The 19401-nt window shown below is 60.2% G+C and carries 15 protein-coding genes and 2 pseudogenes; 4 read left to right on the forward strand and 13 right to left on the reverse strand.

Annotation, left to right across the window (positions count from 1 at the left end; translation table 11 throughout):
• Positions 1-16 precede the first annotated feature (16 nt).
• Positions 17-1114 (reverse strand): Gfo/Idh/MocA family protein, encoded by a 1098-nt coding sequence (locus tag RL_RS27315; protein WP_011649812.1) that lies wholly within the window; start codon positions 1112-1114, stop codon positions 17-19.
• Between the two features lie 10 nt (positions 1115-1124).
• The gene (locus tag RL_RS27320) at positions 1125-2135 is read right to left on the reverse strand and encodes a Gfo/Idh/MocA family protein (RefSeq protein ID WP_011649813.1); all 1011 of its coding nucleotides are present in this window, start codon (positions 2133-2135) and stop codon (positions 1125-1127) included.
• 368 nt (positions 2136-2503) lie between these two features.
• Here RL_RS27320 and RL_RS27325 point away from each other — a divergent pair, with 368 nt between their 5' ends.
• Positions 2504-3664, forward strand: coding sequence for a fumarylacetoacetate hydrolase family protein (locus RL_RS27325; RefSeq protein ID WP_011649814.1), 1161 nt, complete (start codon positions 2504-2506; stop codon positions 3662-3664).
• A gap of 1 nt (position 3665) precedes the next feature.
• Here RL_RS27325 and scpA read toward each other — a convergent pair whose 3' ends face one another.
• Positions 3666-5804, reverse strand: coding sequence for a methylmalonyl-CoA mutase (gene scpA / locus RL_RS27330; RefSeq protein WP_011649815.1), 2139 nt, complete (start codon positions 5802-5804; stop codon positions 3666-3668).
• Between the two features lie 231 nt (positions 5805-6035).
• On the opposite strand from scpA, the gene RL_RS27335 reads away from it, so the two are divergent.
• On the forward strand, positions 6036-7394 hold the full coding sequence (locus RL_RS27335) for an LLM class flavin-dependent oxidoreductase (protein WP_011649816.1): 1359 nt from the start codon (positions 6036-6038) through the stop codon (positions 7392-7394).
• Position 7395: 1 nt separating this feature from the next.
• Here the strand turns inward: RL_RS27335 and RL_RS27340 are convergent, their stop codons facing one another.
• From RL_RS27340 to RL_RS27360, 5 genes are all read right to left on the reverse strand, one after another.
• Positions 7396-8049 carry a methionine ABC transporter permease gene (locus RL_RS27340; protein ID WP_041936802.1) on the reverse strand — a complete coding sequence of 218 codons (654 nt, stop codon included), beginning with the start codon at positions 8047-8049 and terminating at the stop codon, positions 7396-7398.
• Positions 8030-9118 carry a methionine ABC transporter ATP-binding protein gene (locus RL_RS27345; protein WP_041936805.1) on the reverse strand — a complete coding sequence of 363 codons (1089 nt, stop codon included), beginning with the start codon at positions 9116-9118 and terminating at the stop codon, positions 8030-8032. Before RL_RS27345 ends, RL_RS27340 begins: the two co-directional genes overlap by 20 nt.
• An 89-nt stretch (positions 9119-9207) precedes the next feature.
• The gene (locus RL_RS27350) at positions 9208-10047 is read right to left on the reverse strand and encodes a MetQ/NlpA family lipoprotein (protein ID WP_011649819.1); all 840 of its coding nucleotides are present in this window, start codon (positions 10045-10047) and stop codon (positions 9208-9210) included.
• Between the two features lie 244 nt (positions 10048-10291).
• Complete coding sequence (msuE, locus tag RL_RS27355; protein ID WP_011649820.1) at positions 10292-10852, reverse strand: FMN reductase; 561 nt, start codon at positions 10850-10852, stop codon at positions 10292-10294.
• Between the two features lie 219 nt (positions 10853-11071).
• Positions 11072-12274 (reverse strand): MFS transporter, encoded by a 1203-nt coding sequence (locus tag RL_RS27360; protein WP_041936806.1) that lies wholly within the window; start codon positions 12272-12274, stop codon positions 11072-11074.
• A gap of 358 nt (positions 12275-12632) precedes the next feature.
• Here RL_RS27360 and RL_RS27365 point away from each other — a divergent pair, with 358 nt between their 5' ends.
• Entirely contained in the window at positions 12633-13091 is a 459-nt protein-coding gene (locus RL_RS27365; protein ID WP_011649822.1) for a helix-turn-helix domain-containing protein, read from the forward strand.
• A 249-nt stretch (positions 13092-13340) separates the two neighbouring features.
• On the opposite strand, the pseudogene RL_RS27370 reads toward RL_RS27365, so the two are convergent.
• The 4 genes and pseudogenes from RL_RS27370 to RL_RS27385 all read right to left on the reverse strand — a co-directional run.
• Positions 13341-13865 (reverse strand): annotated as a pseudogene (locus RL_RS27370) (arabinose isomerase); the annotation flags it as partial.
• Between the two features lie 242 nt (positions 13866-14107).
• Entirely contained in the window at positions 14108-15178 is a 1071-nt protein-coding gene (locus RL_RS27375) for a lipocalin-like domain-containing protein (protein ID WP_011649823.1), read from the reverse strand.
• Complete coding sequence (locus RL_RS27380; RefSeq protein WP_011649824.1) at positions 15168-17570, reverse strand: FtsX-like permease family protein; 2403 nt, start codon at positions 17568-17570, stop codon at positions 15168-15170. The genes RL_RS27375 and RL_RS27380 overlap by 11 nt, the downstream gene beginning before the upstream one ends.
• Positions 17567-18226, reverse strand: coding sequence for an ABC transporter ATP-binding protein (locus RL_RS27385; RefSeq protein WP_028744096.1), 660 nt, complete (start codon positions 18224-18226; stop codon positions 17567-17569). Before RL_RS27385 ends, RL_RS27380 begins: the two co-directional genes overlap by 4 nt.
• A 305-nt stretch (positions 18227-18531) precedes the next feature.
• Between RL_RS27385 and RL_RS40765 the strand changes: the two are divergent.
• A pseudogene (locus RL_RS40765) lies at positions 18532-18668 on the forward strand (IS110 family transposase); the annotation flags it as partial.
• A 158-nt stretch (positions 18669-18826) separates the two neighbouring features.
• Here the strand turns inward: RL_RS40765 and RL_RS27390 are convergent.
• Entirely contained in the window at positions 18827-19288 is a 462-nt protein-coding gene (locus RL_RS27390) for a TspO/MBR family protein (protein ID WP_011649826.1), read from the reverse strand.
• Positions 19289-19401 lie beyond the last annotated feature (113 nt).

Here is a 19401-nt window from a genome sequence, read left to right on the forward strand (position 1 = left end):
GAGAGCCCTTCCCGGTTCAGACGGTGGCCGCAGCACGCCATTCCCCTGCCGGAAGCCAGGAGCGATAGAGCGGATGATCGGCGGCGATCGGCATCGGCGTCGGCTGGCCGGTGCGCTGCGAGAAATAGGCGGCCGTTACCAGTTCCAGCGAATTGCGGGCATCCTGCAATGTCACCGGTGGGTCGGTGTCCTCGACGATCGCCTTGTGGAAGAGCTCGAACTGACGGGTGTAGCCATCCTCGCCAGGCACATAGGCGGCGAGCACTTCGTCGATCCGCGCCTGATGTTCCTCTGTCCCGGCGACGAACGTCCACGGATCACGGCCCATCGTATAGGGTTCGATGATGCTTTCGGCGACGAGGTCGTTGAAGCAGAAGCGCAGCCGCGAGATCTCCTTGCGCGAACCCAGCGTCATCGACAACGTCGCCAGCGAGCCGTTCTGCATCTTCACCGAAAGGGCTGCCGTATCCTCGACCTCAATCGGATTGACCAGCGTGGCGCCATAGGAAAACACCTCGGCGCAGGGACCGTGCACATAATTCAACATGTCATGGGCGTGGATGGCGTGGCCGAGAAGGCCGCCGCCGAGTTCGCTCGCCCATTTGCCGCGCCACGGCACGGCATAATAATCCGGGCCGCGCCACCAGTGGGTTTCGATCGTCGTCAGGAACGGCTTGCCAGCCAGGCCGCGCTCGATCAGCAGTTTCAGTTTCTGCAGGCCGGAGCCGTAGCGGTACTGGAAGATCGGCATGAGCTTTCTGCCGGGGTAACGGGCAAGAATGCGGCCCATCTCGTCGACCTCGGCAATCGAGCCGAACAGCGGCTTCTCGCAGATCACGTGCTTGCCGGATTCGATGCCCTTGCGGCAGAGTTCGAAATGCGAGCTCGGCGGCGTCGAAATGTCGATGATGTCGAGATCGTCACGGGCAAACAGCGCATCCGCATCCTGCGTGTATTCGCCAATGCCGTACTCCTCGCACAGCGCCTTGCCGCGCTCCTCGTCGAGCGAGCAGAGCACGGGGGCCTCGAAAAGCTCCTTGTTCCAGCCGAAGCCGGCCAGATGCCGCGCAGCGATGCCTGCGCCGATGACGCCGACGCGCAATTTCCTGGTCATGATATCCTCCTCAGCGAGCGCCGATGCGCGTGGCTTTCGTCTGGGCTTCCAGCGAAAGACGGCAGACTTCAAAAACGTGATCCTGGGTCATCGCCGTCTGCGTACGGTTGCCGACGTCGGCGGTGAAAGCGTCGAAATAATCAAGCTTTTCGCCGCTGCAATCGATATGGGTCATTTCCTTGCCGTTGACCAGGAAGAGATGATCCTTGCCCGGCCGGCCGGCAATATCGATATATTTACGCAGTTCGATGTAGCCTTCGGTGCCGAGAATGGTGAGGCGCCCGTCGCCCCAGGTCGGCAGTGCCTCCGGCGTGAACCAGTCGACACGGACATAGCCCGCCGCCTTGTCGGAGCGCAGAAGCACCTCGCCGAAATCCTCGAAGGCGGGCTTGTCGGGCATGCCGAAATTGCCGATCGAGCTGGCGATGACCTCGCCTGTGGTCGAGCCGGTATAGAACAGGAACTGGTCGACCTGGTGTGAAGCGATATCGACGATGATGCCACCGAAGGCTTCGGGATCGAAGAACCAGTCCGGCCGGGTTGGCAGTTGCAGCCGATGCGGACCGACGCCGAGCGTCTGGATCACTTTACCGATCGCGCCTTCGGCGACAAGCTTTCCGGCCTTGACGGCGGAGCGCACGCAATGGCGTTCGGAAAAGCAGATCGAAAAGATCTTGCCGGTTTCAGCGACGGTCTTCTTGACGTCCTCGAGCTGGGCGAAGGTCGTCACCCCAGGTTTGTCGGTCATCACGTCCTTGCCAGCCTTCATCGCACGGATGGCGAGACCGGCGCGATCGCGCGGGATCGCCGAGATGCAGATGACATCGATCGACGGATCGTCGAACAGCTTTTCCCGGTCGATCTGCGGCGCGTCAGGATAGGTCTTCTCAAAGGCCTCGCGCAATGCCGGCACCGAGGTCTGCGGGCAATAGCCGACGAATTCGCCGCCTGAAGCAAGCAATCCCTTCACGTGATCGAACGTGTGCCCATGGTCGATTCCGACGACGGCAAATCTCAACATCGCTGCAATATCCTCCTGGGATTTTCGTGTGGCCGGTTAATGCCAGCCTCCTCCATGTTGGGCAAAACAGATAACGAAAGCCCGCTCCTGTCAAGGCGAGATGAAGGGAAAAATCGTCACGGCCTGTATTTAAATATCTGAAATATAACAACTATTTTGTATCTAAATAGTTATTTTGTGAGCTTTTGCGATTGGATTCCCGAGAAAGGCCGCCGCTTGAGCCGATCAGGCAAAGGTCTTTTTCCCCGACGCATCTTGCCCCGTCTCCGTGAATGTGATCGATTTCGGCTGCCGCCGGGCTGGAGGGCGGCAACACCCCGCAATGTTTTTGAAGAGCGCTCCCCGCTCGCCTGTGACGGAAGATCACCATGTCTCAACCTCTGCTCGATGTCGCCGCTTCGGATGGTCTTTTTGTGGGTCGCATCTGGAATCCCGAAGTGCACGGACCGAGCATTGTGATGTTACGCGAGGGTATGCTGGTCGACATCACGTCGCGCGAGGCGCCGACGCTGAGCGCCCTGCTCGAGCGGCAGGATGCCGCCGCCTTCGTCCGTGCCGCAAGCGGCAAGGCGATCGGCTCGCTGGCGGACATCGCCGCTAACAGTACCGGAGCTCCGGATCAAACGCGCCCTTATCTCCTTGCGCCCGTCGACCTGCAGGCAGTCAAGGCCTGCGGCGTCACCTTTGCACAGTCGATGATCGAGCGCGTCATCGAGGAGAAGGCCGCCGGCAGTCCGGAACGCGCCGCCTCGATCCGCGAGCGTGTCAGCACGCTGATCGGCGGCAGCCTCACCAATCTGAAGGCCGGTTCGCCGGAGGCCGCCAAGGTCAAGCAGGCATTGATCGACGAGGGCATGTGGTCGCAATATCTCGAGGTCGGCATCGGGCCGGACGCCGAAGTCTTCACCAAGGCGCCGGTGCTCTCCTCCGTCGGCTGGGGTGCCGATGTCGGCCTGCATCCGATCTCGACCTGGAACAATCCCGAGCCGGAAGTCGTGCTCGCGGTCAACAGCCGCGGCGAAATCAAGGGTGCGACGCTCGGCAACGACGTCAATCTGCGCGACGTCGAGGGCCGCTCGGCGCTGCTGCTCGGCAAGGCCAAGGACAACAACGCATCCTGCTCGATCGGTCCTTTCATCCGCCTGTTCGATGCCGGTTACAGCCTGGATGACGTCCGCAAGGCCGAACTTAACCTGAAAGTCACCGGCCAGGACGGCTTCGTGCTGCACGGCAAGAGTTCGATGTCACAGATCAGCCGCGACCCGACCGATCTCGTCAAGCAGACGGTCGGCTCCCATCACCAATATCCTGATGGTTTCATGCTTTTCCTCGGCACGTTGTTTGCGCCGACGCAGGACCGCGACGCGCCGAAACAGGGTTTTACCCACAAGATCGGCGATGTCGTCGAGATTTCCTCGGCAGGCCTCGGTGCGCTCGTCAACACCGTGCGCCTTTCCACCGAATGCCCGCCCTGGACCTTCGGTATTTCGGCGCTGATGAGCAATCTGGCAAAGCGCGGACTGCTCTAAACTACTGGTTTCGCCGCCTGCCCTGCAACAGATCGAGGACGGAGTTTGCCGCCTCGAGAACGTTTGTCCCCGGGCCAAACACGGCCGCAACGCCGTGTTCGTGCAGGAATTCATAGTCCTGACGCGGGATGACGCCGCCGCAGACGACGATGATATCACCACCGCCCTGTTCCCTCAGCCTGTCGATCAACTGCGGCAGCAGCGTCCTGTGACCGGCCGCCAGTGACGAGACGCCGACGACGTTGACCTTTTCGCTGAGCGCGACGCCGGCGGCTTCCTCCGGTGTCTGGAAGAGGGGACCAGCGAGTACATCGAAGCCGATATCGCCGAAAGCCGAGGCGATCACCTTGGCGCCTCGGTCGTGACCGTCCTGACCGAGCTTGGCGACCATGATCTTCGGCCGGTGACCCATGGCTTCCGTCACCTCCGTCATGCGAGTCTTGAGCACGGCGAGTTCCGGCTCGTTTTCATACGCCTCGCCATAGACGCCCTTGATGACTTCAGGGGTCGCGGCATGATCGCCGAAGGCAGCGCGCATGGCATCCGATATTTCGCCGACCGTGGCCCGGGCGCGCGCCGCCTCGATCGCTGCCTCCAGCAGATTGCCCTTGCCGCTCTGTGCGATCTCTGCCAGGGCCGCCAGCGCCTCGCCCACGGCTCCGCCATCGCGCCGCCGCTTGGTTTCCTCGATACGTCTGATCTGCGCTTTGCGCACCGCGCTATTGTCGATCTCCAGAATGTCGATCGGCTGTTCGTTGTCGAGCCTGTAGCGGTTGACGCCGACGATGACCTCCTCGCCCTTGTCGACGGCTGCCTGGCGCCGCGCGGCCGCTTCCTCGATCAGCCGCTTCGGCAGGCCGTCATTGACGGCCTTCGTCATGCCGCCGAGCGCTTCCACCTCCTCGATCAGCGCCCAGGCCTTATCGGCGAGCTCCTTCGTCAGGCTCTCGACGTAATAGGAGCCCGCCAGCGGATCGACCACCTTGGTGACGCCTGTCTCGTGCTGCAGGATGAGCTGCGTGTTGCGGGCAATGCGAGCGGAAAATTCCGTCGGCAGCGCGATCGCCTCGTCGAAGGAGTTGGTATGCAGCGACTGCGTGCCGCCGAGCACGGCCGACATCGCCTCGAAAGCGGTGCGGATGATGTTGTTATAAGGATCCTGTTCCTGCAACGAGACGCCGGAGGTCTGGCAATGGGTGCGCAGCATCAGCGAGGACGCCTTCTTCGGCTCAAACTCCTCCATGATGCGGGTCCATAGCAGCCGGGCGGCGCGAAGCTTTGCCGCCTCCATGAAGAAATTCATGCCGATCGCGAAGAAAAAGGAGAGCCTGCCGGCGAAATCATCGACATTGAGGCCCTTGGCAATCGCCGCCCTGACATATTCGCGACCGTCGGCCAGGGTGAAGGCAAGTTCCTGCACCAGCGTCGCGCCGGCCTCCTGCATGTGATAGCCGGAGATCGAGATCGAATTGAATTTTGGCATCTCCTTGGCCGTATATTCGATGATGTCGGCAACGATCCGCATCGAGGGTTCGGGCGGATAGATATAGGTGTTGCGGACCATGAACTCCTTGAGGATGTCGTTTTGGATGGTCCCCGAAAGGTCGGCTCGTGGAACGCCTTGCTCCTCGCCGGCCACGATGAAGGAGGCGAGGATCGGGATGACGGCGCCGTTCATTGTCATCGATACCGACATTTCGCCGAGTGGAATGCCGTCGAACAGGATCTTCATGTCCTCGACGCTGTCGATTGCCACACCCGCCTTGCCGACATCGCCCTCGACGCGCGGATGATCGCTGTCATAACCGCGGTGGGTGGCAAGATCGAAGGCGACCGACAAGCCCTTCTGGCCGGCGGCGAGATTGCGGCGATAAAAGGCGTTCGATTCCTCTGCCGTCGAGAAGCCGGCATATTGGCGGATCGTCCAAGGCCGGCCGGCATACATCGTCGCGCGCGGGCCGCGGGTGAAAGGCGAAAAGCCGGGAAGCGAACCAAGGTGCCCGGCGCCGTCGAGATCCTCGGCGGTATAGAGCGGCTTGACGGCAATGCCTTCCGGCGTCTGCCAGGTCAGCGTTTCGGGCGAGGTGCGCAGTTCCTTTTGCGCAAGCTCCGCCCAATCCGACAGCGTCTTCTTCGTCATGCGTTTCCTCCGGCTTTCTTCATCCCCACCCTACCATTTCACAGGCTCCTCGTGCGATAGAGCCCGAAGAGGATGATTTTAGGCCGGGCCGGCTAAAATCTGAATCCTGTTCTACATTATATAGTTAGAGCATGATGTCGTCCGAAAAGCCTCACACTTTTCGGTATCATGCTCCAGGATAATTAATGCGGCAAATCCTTGATTTCTATTGCCGACTTTGGGACCCGCCTCATGAAGACAATGCAGATCTATGCCTTCGACATGAACTGCGTCGGGCACATCAACCACGGCCTGTGGACGCATCCGCGCGACCGCTCAGCGCATTATACCGATCTCGACTACTGGACCGAGTTTGCCAAGACCGCGGAACGCGGCAAGCTTGACGGCATCTTCCTGGCGGACATCGTCGGTGTCTACGATGTCTACAGGGGTAGCCCGTCGCCGGTGATCGAGACGGGCGCGCAGATCCCGGTCAATGATCCGATGATCCCGATTTCGGCGATGGCCTATGTCACGAACCATCTGGGTTTCGGCGTGACCGTCAACACCACCTATGAGCCACCCTTCCTGCTGGCGCGGCGCATGTCGACGCTCGACCATCTGACCAAGGGACGGATCGGCTGGAACATCGTCACCGGTTATCTCGACAGTGCGGCCCGCAGCATGGGTTTCGACAAGCTGCCGGAACATGATGCGCGTTACGACGCAGCCGAAGAATATCTCGAAATTCTCTACAAGCTCTGGGAAGGCAGCTGGGACGACGATGCGGTACTGCGCGACAAGAAAAGGGGCACCTATGCCGATCCCTCCAAAGTCCGCACTGTCCGTCACGACGGCGAATATTATAGGATGGAGGGCATCCATCTTTCCGAGCCCTCGCCGCAGCGCACGCCCCTGCTCTTTCAGGCGGGCGCCTCTGCTCGCGGGCAGGACTTTGCCGCCCGCCACGCTGAATGCGTCTTCATTGCCGGACCGAATCCCAAGGCGGCCAAGCCGACCGTCGATTCGCTGCGGGCGAAGGCGAAGGAGTTCGGCCGCGGCGCCGACGCATTGAAGATCCTGAGCCTGATCACCGTTGTCGTCGGGCGGACGGAGAAGGAAGCCCAGGACAAGCTGGAGGACTATCGCCGCCATGCGAGCGTTGAGGCCTCGCTTGCGCATTACTCCGCTTCGACAGGCATCGACTTTTCGAAATATGGATTGGACGACGTCATCGACCAGAGCTCGACCAACGCCAATCAATCCGCACTTGCGGCCATCACGAAACAGGCGCCGAAGCCGGTGACGCTGCGTGACATCATCGACCAGATGGTGCTCGGCAGCCGGATGAAGCCGATGGTGGGTTCGCCGGAGCAGATCGCCGATCATCTCACGGCATGGATCGAGGAGGGTGGCATCGACGGCTTCAATCTGGCGCGGACAGTGGCGCCGGAAAGCCTGCGCGATTTTGTCGACCTGGTCGTGCCGGTGCTGCAGGAGCGCGGCGTCTTCAAGACGGACTATGCTGCAGGACCCTTGCGGCAGAAGCTTTTCGGCGGTGGGAACGGCAGGTTGCCCTCCGCTCATCCCGCTGCCCAGTTCCGGCGCTGACTTATCGGTGGTCCAACCTGGCGACCAGCCGGTCGCCAAGCCACTGGATACCGCAGACGAGCACGATGAGGACAGCCACCACCGCGATCATCACACTGGTTTCGAAACGCTGATAGCCATAGCGGATGGCGAGATCGCCGAGGCCGCCGGCGCCGATCGCGCCGGCCATGGCCGAGGCGCCGATCAGCGTTACCAGCGTGACGGTGAAACCGGCGACGATGCCCGGCAGCGCTTCAGGCACCAGCACCTCGCGGATGATCGTCCAGCGGTTGCCGCCCATGGCGCGCACGGCGTCGATCAGCCCGCGGTCGACCTCGCGCAGCGATACTTCGGCGATACGGGCGTAGTAGGGCGTTGCAGCGATGGCGAGCGGCACGATGGCCGCCCAAGTGCCGAGCGCCGTGCCGACGATCAGCCGCGTCAGCGGGATCAGCGCCACCAGCAGGATGATGAAAGGCACTGAGCGAAAGCCGTTGATGACTGCGCCGAGCACGCGATTGATCCAGAGGTTTTCGGCGATGCCGCCGCGCGCCGTCGCGACCAGAGCAAGGCCGAGCGGCAGGCCGGCGACGAGCGAGATCACTCCCGAGGCGAGGGTCATCAGGACTGTCTCCCAAAGGGAGCGAATAAGCAGTTCAAGCATGATCGGTGTCATAACCAAGCACCTCCACCCGGGCGGACCGGGCCGTCAGGAATTGTTCGACCTTTCCGGCAAGCGCGGGGTCGCGCGCGGGAACGGCGATGAAGAACCGCGCCACCGGCTGGTTCTGGATATGGTCGATGCCGCCATGGACGAGGCGGAAGGAATGCGGCAATGCTGCCGAGAGTTCGGCAAATAGCGCGCCCTGCGCCTGTGGCCCGGCGAGATCGACGCTGAGGATCGCTTCGCTGCCCGCCGCAGCCGACAGCCGGCCGGCGATATGCTCAGGAAGCTGCGGGCGGATGCCGCAAAGCAGGCTCCCGGTGATTTCAGCCTGCGGATTGGCGAAGACCGACCAGACCTGCCCTTCCTCGACGATCCGCCCGGCATCGATGACCGCGACGCGATCGGCAATGCCGCGGACCACTTCCATCTCGTGGGTGATGAGAAGAATGGTCAGTCCGAGCTTACGGTTGATGTCCTTCAGCAATGCCAGGATCGACCGGGTCGTCTCCGGATCGAGCGCCGATGTCGCCTCGTCGGACAACAGCAGTGCCGGGCGTGCCGCCAGCGCCCGGGCGATGCCGACGCGTTGCTTCTGGCCGCCGGAAAGCGATGCGGGATAAGCCTTCGCCTTGTCTGCAAGGCCGACGAGTTCGAGCAGCTCATGCGCCCGTTTCAGGCGCTCGCTCTTTGCAAGACCCTCGATCTTCAGAGGCAGCGCGACGTTTTCTTCGACGGTTTTGGCAGAAAGCAGATTGAAATGCTGAAAGATCATGCCGATACGGCGGCGCAGCGGCTGCAGCTCTTGTTCTGAAAGTCCGGTGATGTCTCGGCCTTCGATGAGGATCTCGCCGCTATCGGCGCGCTCCAGGCCGTTCAGGCAGCGGATCAGCGTCGATTTGCCGGCGCCACTGCGGCCGATGATGCCGAGGATCTCGCCTCTCTTCACCGTCAGCGAAATACCGTCGAGGGCTGCAGTGGTTCCGAACCGTCGCTTCACGTCGGTCAGTCTCACCACCTCTTCGGAAGCCGCCGCTTGCGACTGTGCCTCGATCGCCGTGGTCGAAACAAGGGAATTCATGTGGTTTTCCTTACAAATAGTGAAGGCGGTCCGGGCAGAGAACGCCCGGACCGCCTCTTGGCAGGCCCTAACCCCAGCCCTGCCTCGGATCAATAGGCGCTGAGACCGGTGCCCTTATAGACCTTGTCGAATTCGGCCTTGACGGTGTCGTTCTGATAAGAAGACACAAGCGTCTTGACCCACTCGGCATCCTTGTTGTCGTCCTTGACGGCGATGAAGTTGCGGTATGGATTATCAGCGATCGGCTCCTGGGCAATGCGTTCGGCCGGCGAAAGACCGCTCTTCAGCGCCCAGTCAGTGTTGACGATACCGGCATCCAGATCGTCGATCGAACGGCCGACGATGCCGGCGTCGAGTTCCTTGATCTCGATCTTCTTTGGATTGTCGGTGACGTCGGCGACGGTCGCGAGAATACCGGTACCCTCCTTCAGTTTGATCAGGCCTTCGCTCTGGAGCACGCGCAGTGCACGGCCTTCGTTCGAGGGATCGTTCGGCACGCCGATGACGGCACCTTCCGGGATCTCGGCGACGGACTTGTATTTCTTGGTGTAAAGGCCGATTGGCCAGACCCCGGTATAACCGACGCGAACGATGTGATAGCCGTGCTGCTGGATCTGGTTGTCGAGATATGGCTGGTGCTGGAAGGCGTTGGCATCGATTTCGCCGCGCTCCAGCGCTTCATTCGGCTGGGTGTAGTCGTTGAAAATGACGGTCTCGATCTTGAGACCCTTCTTGCCCGCCTCGCTTGCGACCACGCGCCAGATATCCTCCTCCTCGCCGGCCATGATGCCGACCTTGATCGACTTGTCCTCGGCAAAGGAAGGCGCGGGTGCGGCAAAGGAAAAGACTGCGGCCGCGGAAACGGCGACGGCGGCAAGAGCCGCCCGGCGCGAAAGGTGGAAGCCGTGAAGATTTTTGTTCTTGGTCATTGTATATCCCGTCTGACTGAATGAGGCCGAACGCCCCGAGCAGGCCGATCATGGCAAATGCGCAGATCGCGAGCGAAGCACGAAAGTCTGATGTGGAGGAAGGGTCGGAAAAACTCTTGCCCTGCCATTGATATCGGCAGGATAAATTTCCACCAGATTTATGGATTAATTGCGGCTTGAGAGCATGCGCCAAAAATGAAAGCGGCGCCTTCGTGGCGCCGTTTCAAGCTTATCCCGACGCTCTTTACTCGGCAGCGATCAGCGCCTGATTCCGGCTGGGAAAGAACGCCTCGAGCTCGCCGACGACTTCCCCGATCCGCTTGGAAAGTGGATCGGATGAGACGCGGTAATCGGTGAAGTCGCGGTCGGATGCATAAACCGCGGTCGGCAGCGTGTGAGACATGAAAAAACCGAAGAGCGGGCGGAGCTGGTGCTCGACCATCAGCGCATGGCGGTCACCGCCGCCGGTCGCAGTGATGATGATGGGCTTGGCGCGCAGCTCATGCGGGTCGATCAGGTCGATCAGATGCTTGAAGAGGCCTGGATAGCTGCCCTTGTAGGTCGGCGCTCCGATGACCAGAACATCGGCATTGACGATGTCGTCGATGACTTCCCTGGCGCGACTGTCGAGATCGTCACGGCGCAGCGCCTGGCCAAGCGAGGGGCCGACATCGGTCAGGTCGTAGATGGTGTTGTCGAAGCCGTATTTCTCACCGGCGAGACCGGCAATGTTTTCGACAAGCGCAAAGGTCTTCGAGGGGCGGTTGAAGCTACCCGCAAGGCCGACCAGTTTGTGAGCAGACATGCCATTTCCTTCCAATATCGTGCCGAGACCGACGTCATTATTCTCACGAATATTATCTATAAAAATAGTGGATTAAAGGAATGGTGATCCCTCTTCCCCATAGGAGGAGAAAAATACGTTCGGGCCTATGGGCGACGGCGACGTGCGAAACTGCATGATGAATCGGCCGGAGTGTCGGTGACATTCCGGCTCGATCGATTGTCCGTAAGCGATGTCGCCTCAGACTGGTTTCTGCTTGGGAATACGCGGCAGGAAGACCGTGAGAAGACCGAGCAGCGGCAGGTAGGAGCAGATGCGGTAGACGAAATCGATGCCATGGGTGTCGGCGAAACTGCCGAGCAGGGCTGCACCAAGCCCCCCTGCCCCGAATGCGAAGCCGAAGAAGACCCCGGCAATCAGCCCGACGCGCCCGGGCACCAATTCCTGCGCGAAGACGACGATTGCAGAGAAGGCCGAAGCGAAGATCAGGCCGATGACGACGCTAAGCACACCCGTCCAGAAGAGGTTGGCATAGGGAAGCAGGAGCGCGAAGGGAATGACGCCGAGGATCGAGAACCAGATGACGAAACGCGCGCCGAAGCGGTCACCGATCGGCCCGCCGAGGAAGGTGCCGACGGCAACCGAGCCGAGGAACAGGAAGAGCATCAGCTGTGCCTGCTGCACGCTGAGTTCGAACTTGTCGATGACATAGAAGGTGAAGTAGCTCGATACGCTCGCCATGTAGACATTCTTCGTTGCCGTCAGCAGCACGAGAATCAGCAGCGCCCAGATGACCCGGTTCTGCGGCAGCGGCAGGGTCCGGCTTATTGCCGGCTTACTGGCATTCTGGCGCCTGTGGCTGATGTACCAGTTGCCGACCCAACTCAGCACGACCATGCCGACCATGGCGATGGCGGCGAACCAGGAGACGCTGTGCTGGCCGAGCGGCAGCACGATGAAGGCGGCAAGCAGCGGACCGATCGCCTGGCCGGCATTGCCGCCGACCTGGAAGAAGGATTGCGCGAAACCGTGGCGACCGCCCGAAGCAAGACGGGCAACGCGCGAAGATTCCGGGTGGAAGACCGCCGAGCCGAAGCCGATCAGGCTGGCGGCAACCAGCAGCAGAGTGAAACTGCCGGCATTGCCGAGCAGAATGAGGCCGCAAAAGGTGCTCGCCATGCCGACCGGCAGCGAATAGGGCATCGGCCAGCGGTCGGTGACGATGCCGACGAGCGGCTGCAGCAGCGAAGCCGTGACCTGGAAAGTCATGGTGAGGAGACCGATCTGCACGAAATCGAGATCGTAGTTCGCCTTGAACAGCGGATAAAGCGAGGCGAGCAGCGACTGCATGATGTCGTTCAGCATGTGGCAGAAGCTGACCGCCATGAGGATAGACATCGTCGTCTTTTCGAAACGAGGCGGGCTCTCGGCAACGGTTGCCATCAATACTTCTCCTGCACAGGCACGGCCGGTGCCATGCCACGTCGCTTTTGTTCGATGGATTTTCGGGCGATCGGGGCTGGGAAGACTCTCGTGCGACGGTCGCTGAACTGCATTTAGCGTAAGCCGGGACGCAATTACAGCCCAGTTTTATCCGTATTGGTACGGCTTTTGTTCGATTTGCGCTTCCGCCGAGTGATTTCTGCGTGATTTCACGTCTTTCCGGGCGAGGGCTTTCATATCACAGTCAGCCGCGATGATCACATATCCAGTGGGCTATGTGAAAACAACCATGGAAAAGCCATGCAGGGGATACTACAGCTGCACCGATTGAAAATGCGATCGAGGCTGAAAACACGCGATGAATGTCAAGACAGCGAATGCGATAGACAGCTATGTCGGAGCGCGCATCAGAATGCGCCGGCAGTTGCTCGGGATGAGCCAGGAACGGCTTGCCGAGCAGATCGGCGTGACCTTTCAGCAGGTTCAGAAATACGAGAAGGGCATCAACCGCATCGGCGCGAGCCGGCTGCAGCGGATCGCCGAGGTGCTACACACGTCGCCGAGCTTCTTCTTCGAACAGGAGAATTCCGAGCCCTTGACGCTGCAAGGGCTGGATCTACCCGCGAATATGGATCCGGTCGCCGAATTCCTGCGAACGAAAGAGGGATTGGTGCTCAATCGCGCCTTTCTAAAGATCGCCGACAGCAATATCCGCGAAACGGTCATCGCGCTGGTGAAGGCGATGGCGCAGGCGGAAAGTCGCGGTCTGACATTGGGGACCTCCAAAGCGGATATCACTCATCCGCTCGGAGAGTAGTCAGGCACACCGACAGGCGATAGCCGCATGGAGCTCGGGCTCGCGTTGTTTGGCGAGTTGCGGCTGATCGACCCGGATGCGCGAGCTTCCTCCACGAAAGCGCCCGCGACGGTTCCTTACCTGGCAACGCGGCAATCAATGACACTGACTGGCGGGGTGCTTTGCCACTATGGCTCGAAACGCATCTTGCGAGGACTTTCGCACGATGAAGTGGTTGCTCACTCTGGCGCGCTTCTGCATCCCCTCTTGTCAGCAGACTTTTACAACGGCCAGATCCAGCAGCTTTCCAAGCTTCTCGATGCGCCCGGCAATATGTCCGACGCCAACGGCGCAATGCTGTGCGGGTCCCTGTGCGTTCCACGCCTCGACAAAGCGCCGGGCTCCAAGTGGAAATCGATAACGGCTGTTGGTGTTGCCGATTTCGAGGATCGGGCCGGCCACAGAGGCGCCTTCGGTGCAGAGCAGCTTGATGGTGCCGGCGTCTTCGACGATTGAGAGCAGCGTGACCGGTCCCTGATGAACCGACATTTCAACGCTGACGCCGGAGCCGACCTTGCCGTGAAAAGCGTTGAGGGGCTGGATCTTCATACGGCCCTGAGCAATTTTAGTATGCCGCGGCCCGTCCGCTCGACGGAAGACATTGGCGATTTCGGGGACGGGGCAGGCAGAGCAATGCGCCAGCCATTCGCCGGTCATCGGTATCCGATCGCCAAGGGCGTTGAAAGTGGCATAGTCGATGGCTACGGTCGGCTGCAGATTGAGGATGATCACCGGCCGTGGGGCTGTACGGCCACCTCCACTGGGTACACCGAGATCGGTTCGAATTCCAATTACCCACCGAGTCGTCATCCGGACGACCACCATTTCAGCAGGTCGCGATCGCCGGCGGCTCGATTTTCCTGCTCTTTCCCGGCGTATGGCACCGCATTGACGTTCACACTTCTCCGATTTGGCGATACGAACCAGGCTTGGCCGGCTCGCACCGTTCGGGAGGAGCTACCTGTGAGACGTAGCAGCTAATAGCCGGTCATTTCAAGATATCCAACACCTGACGTGGAGCCTGTGAAGTTGATCGGCCCCTCCCAATAGGGCGTAGAGGTCGCCATCCAGGACTGCTCGTTCAGCGGTTTCGTCGTAATATCAAGTGACTTACCCGGTACGCGTATACGCCACTCTACCGGCATCCGGCGCCCATCGACCGTTGCCTTCCGCGTCGGCTCCAGTTGAACGTCGTCTTTCGACAGAGGTGTCGTCCGTCCATCCGCGGATATCCAGTTCGCGGAGATGAACCCGTCCTTGTCATCACGAAGGCGAAAAGCCATCAGCTTATCGCCGGAATTCAGATGCAGCGAGAACCAGTCCCAGCCGGTCTGATTAGACGCAAGCGGCTGCGACGACCACTCCCGATCCAGCCAGGCCTTGCCGGTGACCTTGATCGGCGCTCCGAACGTCGTGATCGTTCCCGCCACCTTATAGAAAGGCTGTGAGTAATAGTAGCTCGCCTGTCCGTTCGCCGACTTCAAGGAGAAACCGTTGTCTCCCTGAAGAACGAGCGGGCCGTCGGCCTTGAGGTCTAAGGTGTAGCTGAAGTCCGGCCCGCCGGCGGAGACAGAAAGGTTGCCAAAGGCGTCCGAGCCGGTCGGCTCGCTACCCTCCATCCGCCAGTCGTCTAACCACGCCCGAAATGGTGCCGCAGCAACGCCCGCCTGCCCGACGCCTCCCCGCCCTAAGCGCTCTGCGACATACTGATGGTCCTGAGTGGTGATCGCTGCGTGCCCGATCCAGATCTGCGGATCCGCGAAACCTGCCCTGTCTCCCGGAGCCAGCGCCGAGCGAAACAGCGTCCACTGCGCTCCATATTGCTTGCCATCCTCATCCTTGAGATTGGCGGTCACATACCACCACTCAATGCGATAATCAGGATGAGCGCCATGATCGGTGGGGAAAGAAAGAGCCGTGCCCCGCTCCGGGATCGCAAAACCTTGCGCATCCGATCCCAATCCGGCGAAGCCTTGCGCAAATGTCTGATCACTCGCACAGATCATAGCCGCCGCTATCAGGACAGATGCCGACTTTCTACCGTTCATTGGCGAAAATCCTCAGCAGGTCCGCAGGATTGATCGAGGCCAGACGTCGAACCGGAACCAGCACCGACAACAATGCAGCAATAAGAGCGATTGCTCCTAGCCAAAGCCAATCCATTGGAAACACCATCATCGGCAATCGCCAACCAAAGGCCTCCACGTTCACGATCGCAAGCAGGACCCACGCCAGGGCAAGACCGACCGGGATCGCAGCCACAAATGTTGCCAGCCAGAGTGCAAGTGTCCGGGCAACTTCGTAGAGCGCCAGATCCCGTCGCCGTATACCCATTGCCCACACCGGCGCGAGCTGTGGAAGGCGAATACCAGACAGCGTCAGTAGACTTGAGAACATGGCAAATCCTGCCACACCAAGGGTGAGGACGTTCAACGCGCCGGTCACCTTGAATGTCTGATCGAAGATGGCTCTCGATTGCCGCTTAAGCGAAGCCTGGTCAACAATCGCGCTATCCGGAAGACCAAACTCCTCGATTAACCGACGCTTGAGTTCCTGGGCTTGCTCGGGAACAACGCGGACACCGTAGCGAAGTTTCGGGACATCGGGGTAATGATCGACCAGCGATTTGATCCCGATTATCGCTTGCCCATTCGGATTTCCATAGTCCGAGTATACGCCGACCACGGTTGCGCTCCAGCCTCCAGGCATGAACAACGGCTGGCCGATCTTGGCTTCGCCGCGACGCCACATCTGTTCATTGATGAGAGCGCCCTGACCGGCAGCGATCTTATCCCAAACGTCATTGTCGGAAGCGATTAAGGGCCAGTGCTCCCGGTAGGTCGAATCGTCCGCGACACCAAAGATCTGGATCTGTTCGCCAAGCACCTCGCCGTCGACGCTCCAGATGGGCAAGACCGCCCTCGAGCGTTGTGGAAGCCAGACTCTAAGCCGTGCAGCTTCCTTCTCATCCTTGGCAGTCACGTAAAGCTCGGCGGCGAGGCGTTGATCGAGCCATCCGATGAAAGTCAGCCGGAAGCTCGATACCATCGTGCCGACGCCGATGTTCGCCGACAATGCCAGCAGCAGAGCCATTAAAGCCAACGACAGGCCGGGAATCTGAATGCGGGTGTCGGCCCAGAACCATTCCATGAGGGCGCTCCGTGCCAATCGCTGCGCTTTGGTCACGATGATGGCAAGAAGTCCAGGTAGCACCAGAGCTGTTCCGAGAAGCAGGCAGCCAAGTACCGCAAAACCCGCCACCAGCCCGGACGCAGCAGTCGCCAGGACAGCAGCCAAGATCAGCAGAATTCCACCCGTTCCGGCTTGAAAAGCAAGCGATCTGGCCGACTCTCTTGCCCACGCTCGCGGCTGGGCGGCGGCCAAAATCGGCAGCTTCCAAACCCGCCACAGGCTCTGAGCTGACGAGACAGCGGTTCCTCCGAGAGCAATCGCCAGTCCAGCCAGCCACCACTCCGGCCGAATGGATAGCGAGCCTGACACATCGGCGCCGTAGAGGCCCCTGAGGGTCGCGGCGACACCCGGCATCAGGAGCCATGCTATGACGTAGCCGAGTATGACGCCGATCAAGCCGGCTATCAGCGCCAGCATCGAAAGCTCGATCAGGAGCATAGTGGTCAAGGCTCGAAGCGAGACACCAAGCGATCTGAGTGTACGAAAAGTGCCTCGACGCTGTTCGAAGGTCAGGCCCGTGGCGGAATACACGATGAAGAGCCCGACGATGAACGAAAGGAAGCCGAAGGCGGTCAAGTTGAGGTGGAAGCTGTCTGTGAGGCGAGCGACGTCTGGTTGTTCAGCCGGTTCGCGGATCGTCAATCCCGCCTGATCGATTGCTTCGGCGGAAATCTTTTGATCGGCTGCGACCACCAGGCGGTCAATCTTCCCGTGCTTGTCGAGCAATCGATCAGCGACCGATATGTCGACGAAGGCAGCACCGTCGGGAACCTTACCATCGACTTTGATGTTCATGTCCGTGGCGCCACGGAGCCGCTCGGCAGTGGCGCTCGACACAAGCAACTGTCCGCTGCCTGAAAAGAAGCCGGATAGGTCTGGACGGCTGGCGACGGTCTCGTTCCGGGTGTCCGTTGGCATTGTCAGAGGTTCGATACCAACCAATCTGATCCTTGTGCTTCCGAAGCGGTAGTTGCCTTCAATCACGGGCGAAACATTCAGACCCGCTCGACGCAGGCTGCCATAGACCTCAGTCGCTATGCCATCACCGTCCTTGGCGACGATCTGCCGGAGGTTGCCTTGCTCCAGGACCGAAGCCGCCCGGGCATAGCTCGCCCTCGCCTCGGCGTTGATAGCCTGAACGCCGGACCAGAGAGCCGTCGCAAGCGCAATCCCCATGACCAGCGTCAGAAGCTGGAGAGGTCTCCGACGCCAGTGTGACAGCAAGGCTGCGAATGCAACGAAGTTCATTCGGCAATCTTCCCACCGCGAAGGACCACCGTTCGGTCCAGACGAGCTGCGAGCCTGGTGGAGTGAGTGACGAGAAGCAGAGCCGATCCCACTGTCCGGGCCAGGCTGAGCATCAGATCGAGGACCGCATCGCCTGTTTGCTCATCCAGGTTGCCCGTTGGCTCGTCCGCAAGGATAAGAGGAGGTCGAGCAGCCAAGGTTCGGCCGATTGCAACGCGCTGCTGTTGGCCTCCGGAAAGCTGCTCGGGATATCGGGCGGTGTATTCTTCCAGCCCCAGTTTCTCGACCAACTGCGCTTCCCAAGCGTGATCGTACCGGTTTGCAAGCTTAGCGTGGAACGAGATGTTAGCTGCGACGCTCAGGGATGGGATGAGATTAAACTGTTGAAAAACAAGGCCGACCCTGGTTCTCCGGTATCGGGCCCGTTCGTTTTCTGCAAATAGCGCCAGATCGCTGCCATCCATCACGACCGAGCCGCTGTCTGCCCGGTCGAGCCCGCCTGCCAGATGCAGCAATGTGCTTTTGCCACTACCGGACTCACCGGTTAGCGCAACACTTTCTCCCGCAGCGACTTCCAGATCGACGCCCTTCAGGATTTCGATCGGGCCCTCGGCAGTGGAATAGGATTTTCTAACGCCTCCGAGGGTCAGGATCATGTCGGCCTTCTCGAACACGGAGTTGCAGAATGCAAAAACCTCCGGTGACCTAAGAACTTTCGAGAGGGATCGCAAGATCCGTGCGGCAGCACAAGAACAGGAGATTGCGTATCATTGCTCGATCACTGGCCAGTACAAGCCTGAAACTTGGACCTTGCGAGAACCAAACCACCGGAGGCTTAGCCAAGATGGGGCAATCGGCTTCGTGCCCCATCTCCACCGATCGGAAAGGAAGGTGCTGCGCTCCGAGTTGATGATAAAACGTGGCGAAACAGTCACAAGCATCAGAAAGAGAAAGCGCAGCCATGAAACATCACGCCGGCCTCGACGTCTCTGTCAAAGAAACCAGCGATTGTATTCTCGATGCAGGCGGGACGATCTGCCGCGAGAAGAGGCAGTGGCTCACCCGGAAGATTTGGTCGCCATCCTAGGTGATCCCGCAGTGGCCCTGACAAGCTCGGAAATCTCGCGGAACGACTGCGGCTGCCTTCTAAGCCCCGGACCGATTATGAAAGCCTCGGGGCTGATCCCCTTCTGTCCGGGTCCTATGTCGATCGCACCCGTGACCCGATGGGCAGCGCACCTCGGAAACAACCCATCTCAGTTGAGCGCCTGGATTGCCGCGTTCAATGCGGAAGCATAGCACAGCCAGACAAGATACGGTGCGAAACACCAGAACGCCCACCGGTCACGAGCCTTGGCCATAAAAAATATAGCAACCGTCGACAAGCTCAGGATCGTTACCAGGCCAAGCGAGATAGAATGAGCACCAAAGAAGATCGGGGTCCACGCCCAATTCAGGACCATCTGCAATCCCCAAAGACGGAACGCTGCCGAGCTGAAACCTTCGCTCAACGCTACGCGCCAGCCCGCTATCGCGATCAGCACATATACGACTGTCCACACTGGACCGAACACCCAGTTTGGAGGAGTAAAGAACGGCTTTTCAAGCGACTCGTACCACGCGCCCGGCCTGATGGTTAGACCGATCGCGAATCCGACACCCACGACGCCGATGACAAAAAACGCCAGAAGAGGCGGCCGAACCTTGATACTGCTCACTAGCCTGAGCCTCCATGCTTGATGTCTTCAGCGGTTATTTTCCCAAATAAATCGCTGTGCAAGTGCGATCAGGATCCGGTGGCGGATTTTCGAGCGGCGGTACATACGGCGGT

Source organism: Rhizobium johnstonii 3841, assembly GCF_000009265.1.
Lineage (GTDB): Bacteria > Pseudomonadota > Alphaproteobacteria > Rhizobiales > Rhizobiaceae > Rhizobium > Rhizobium acaciae.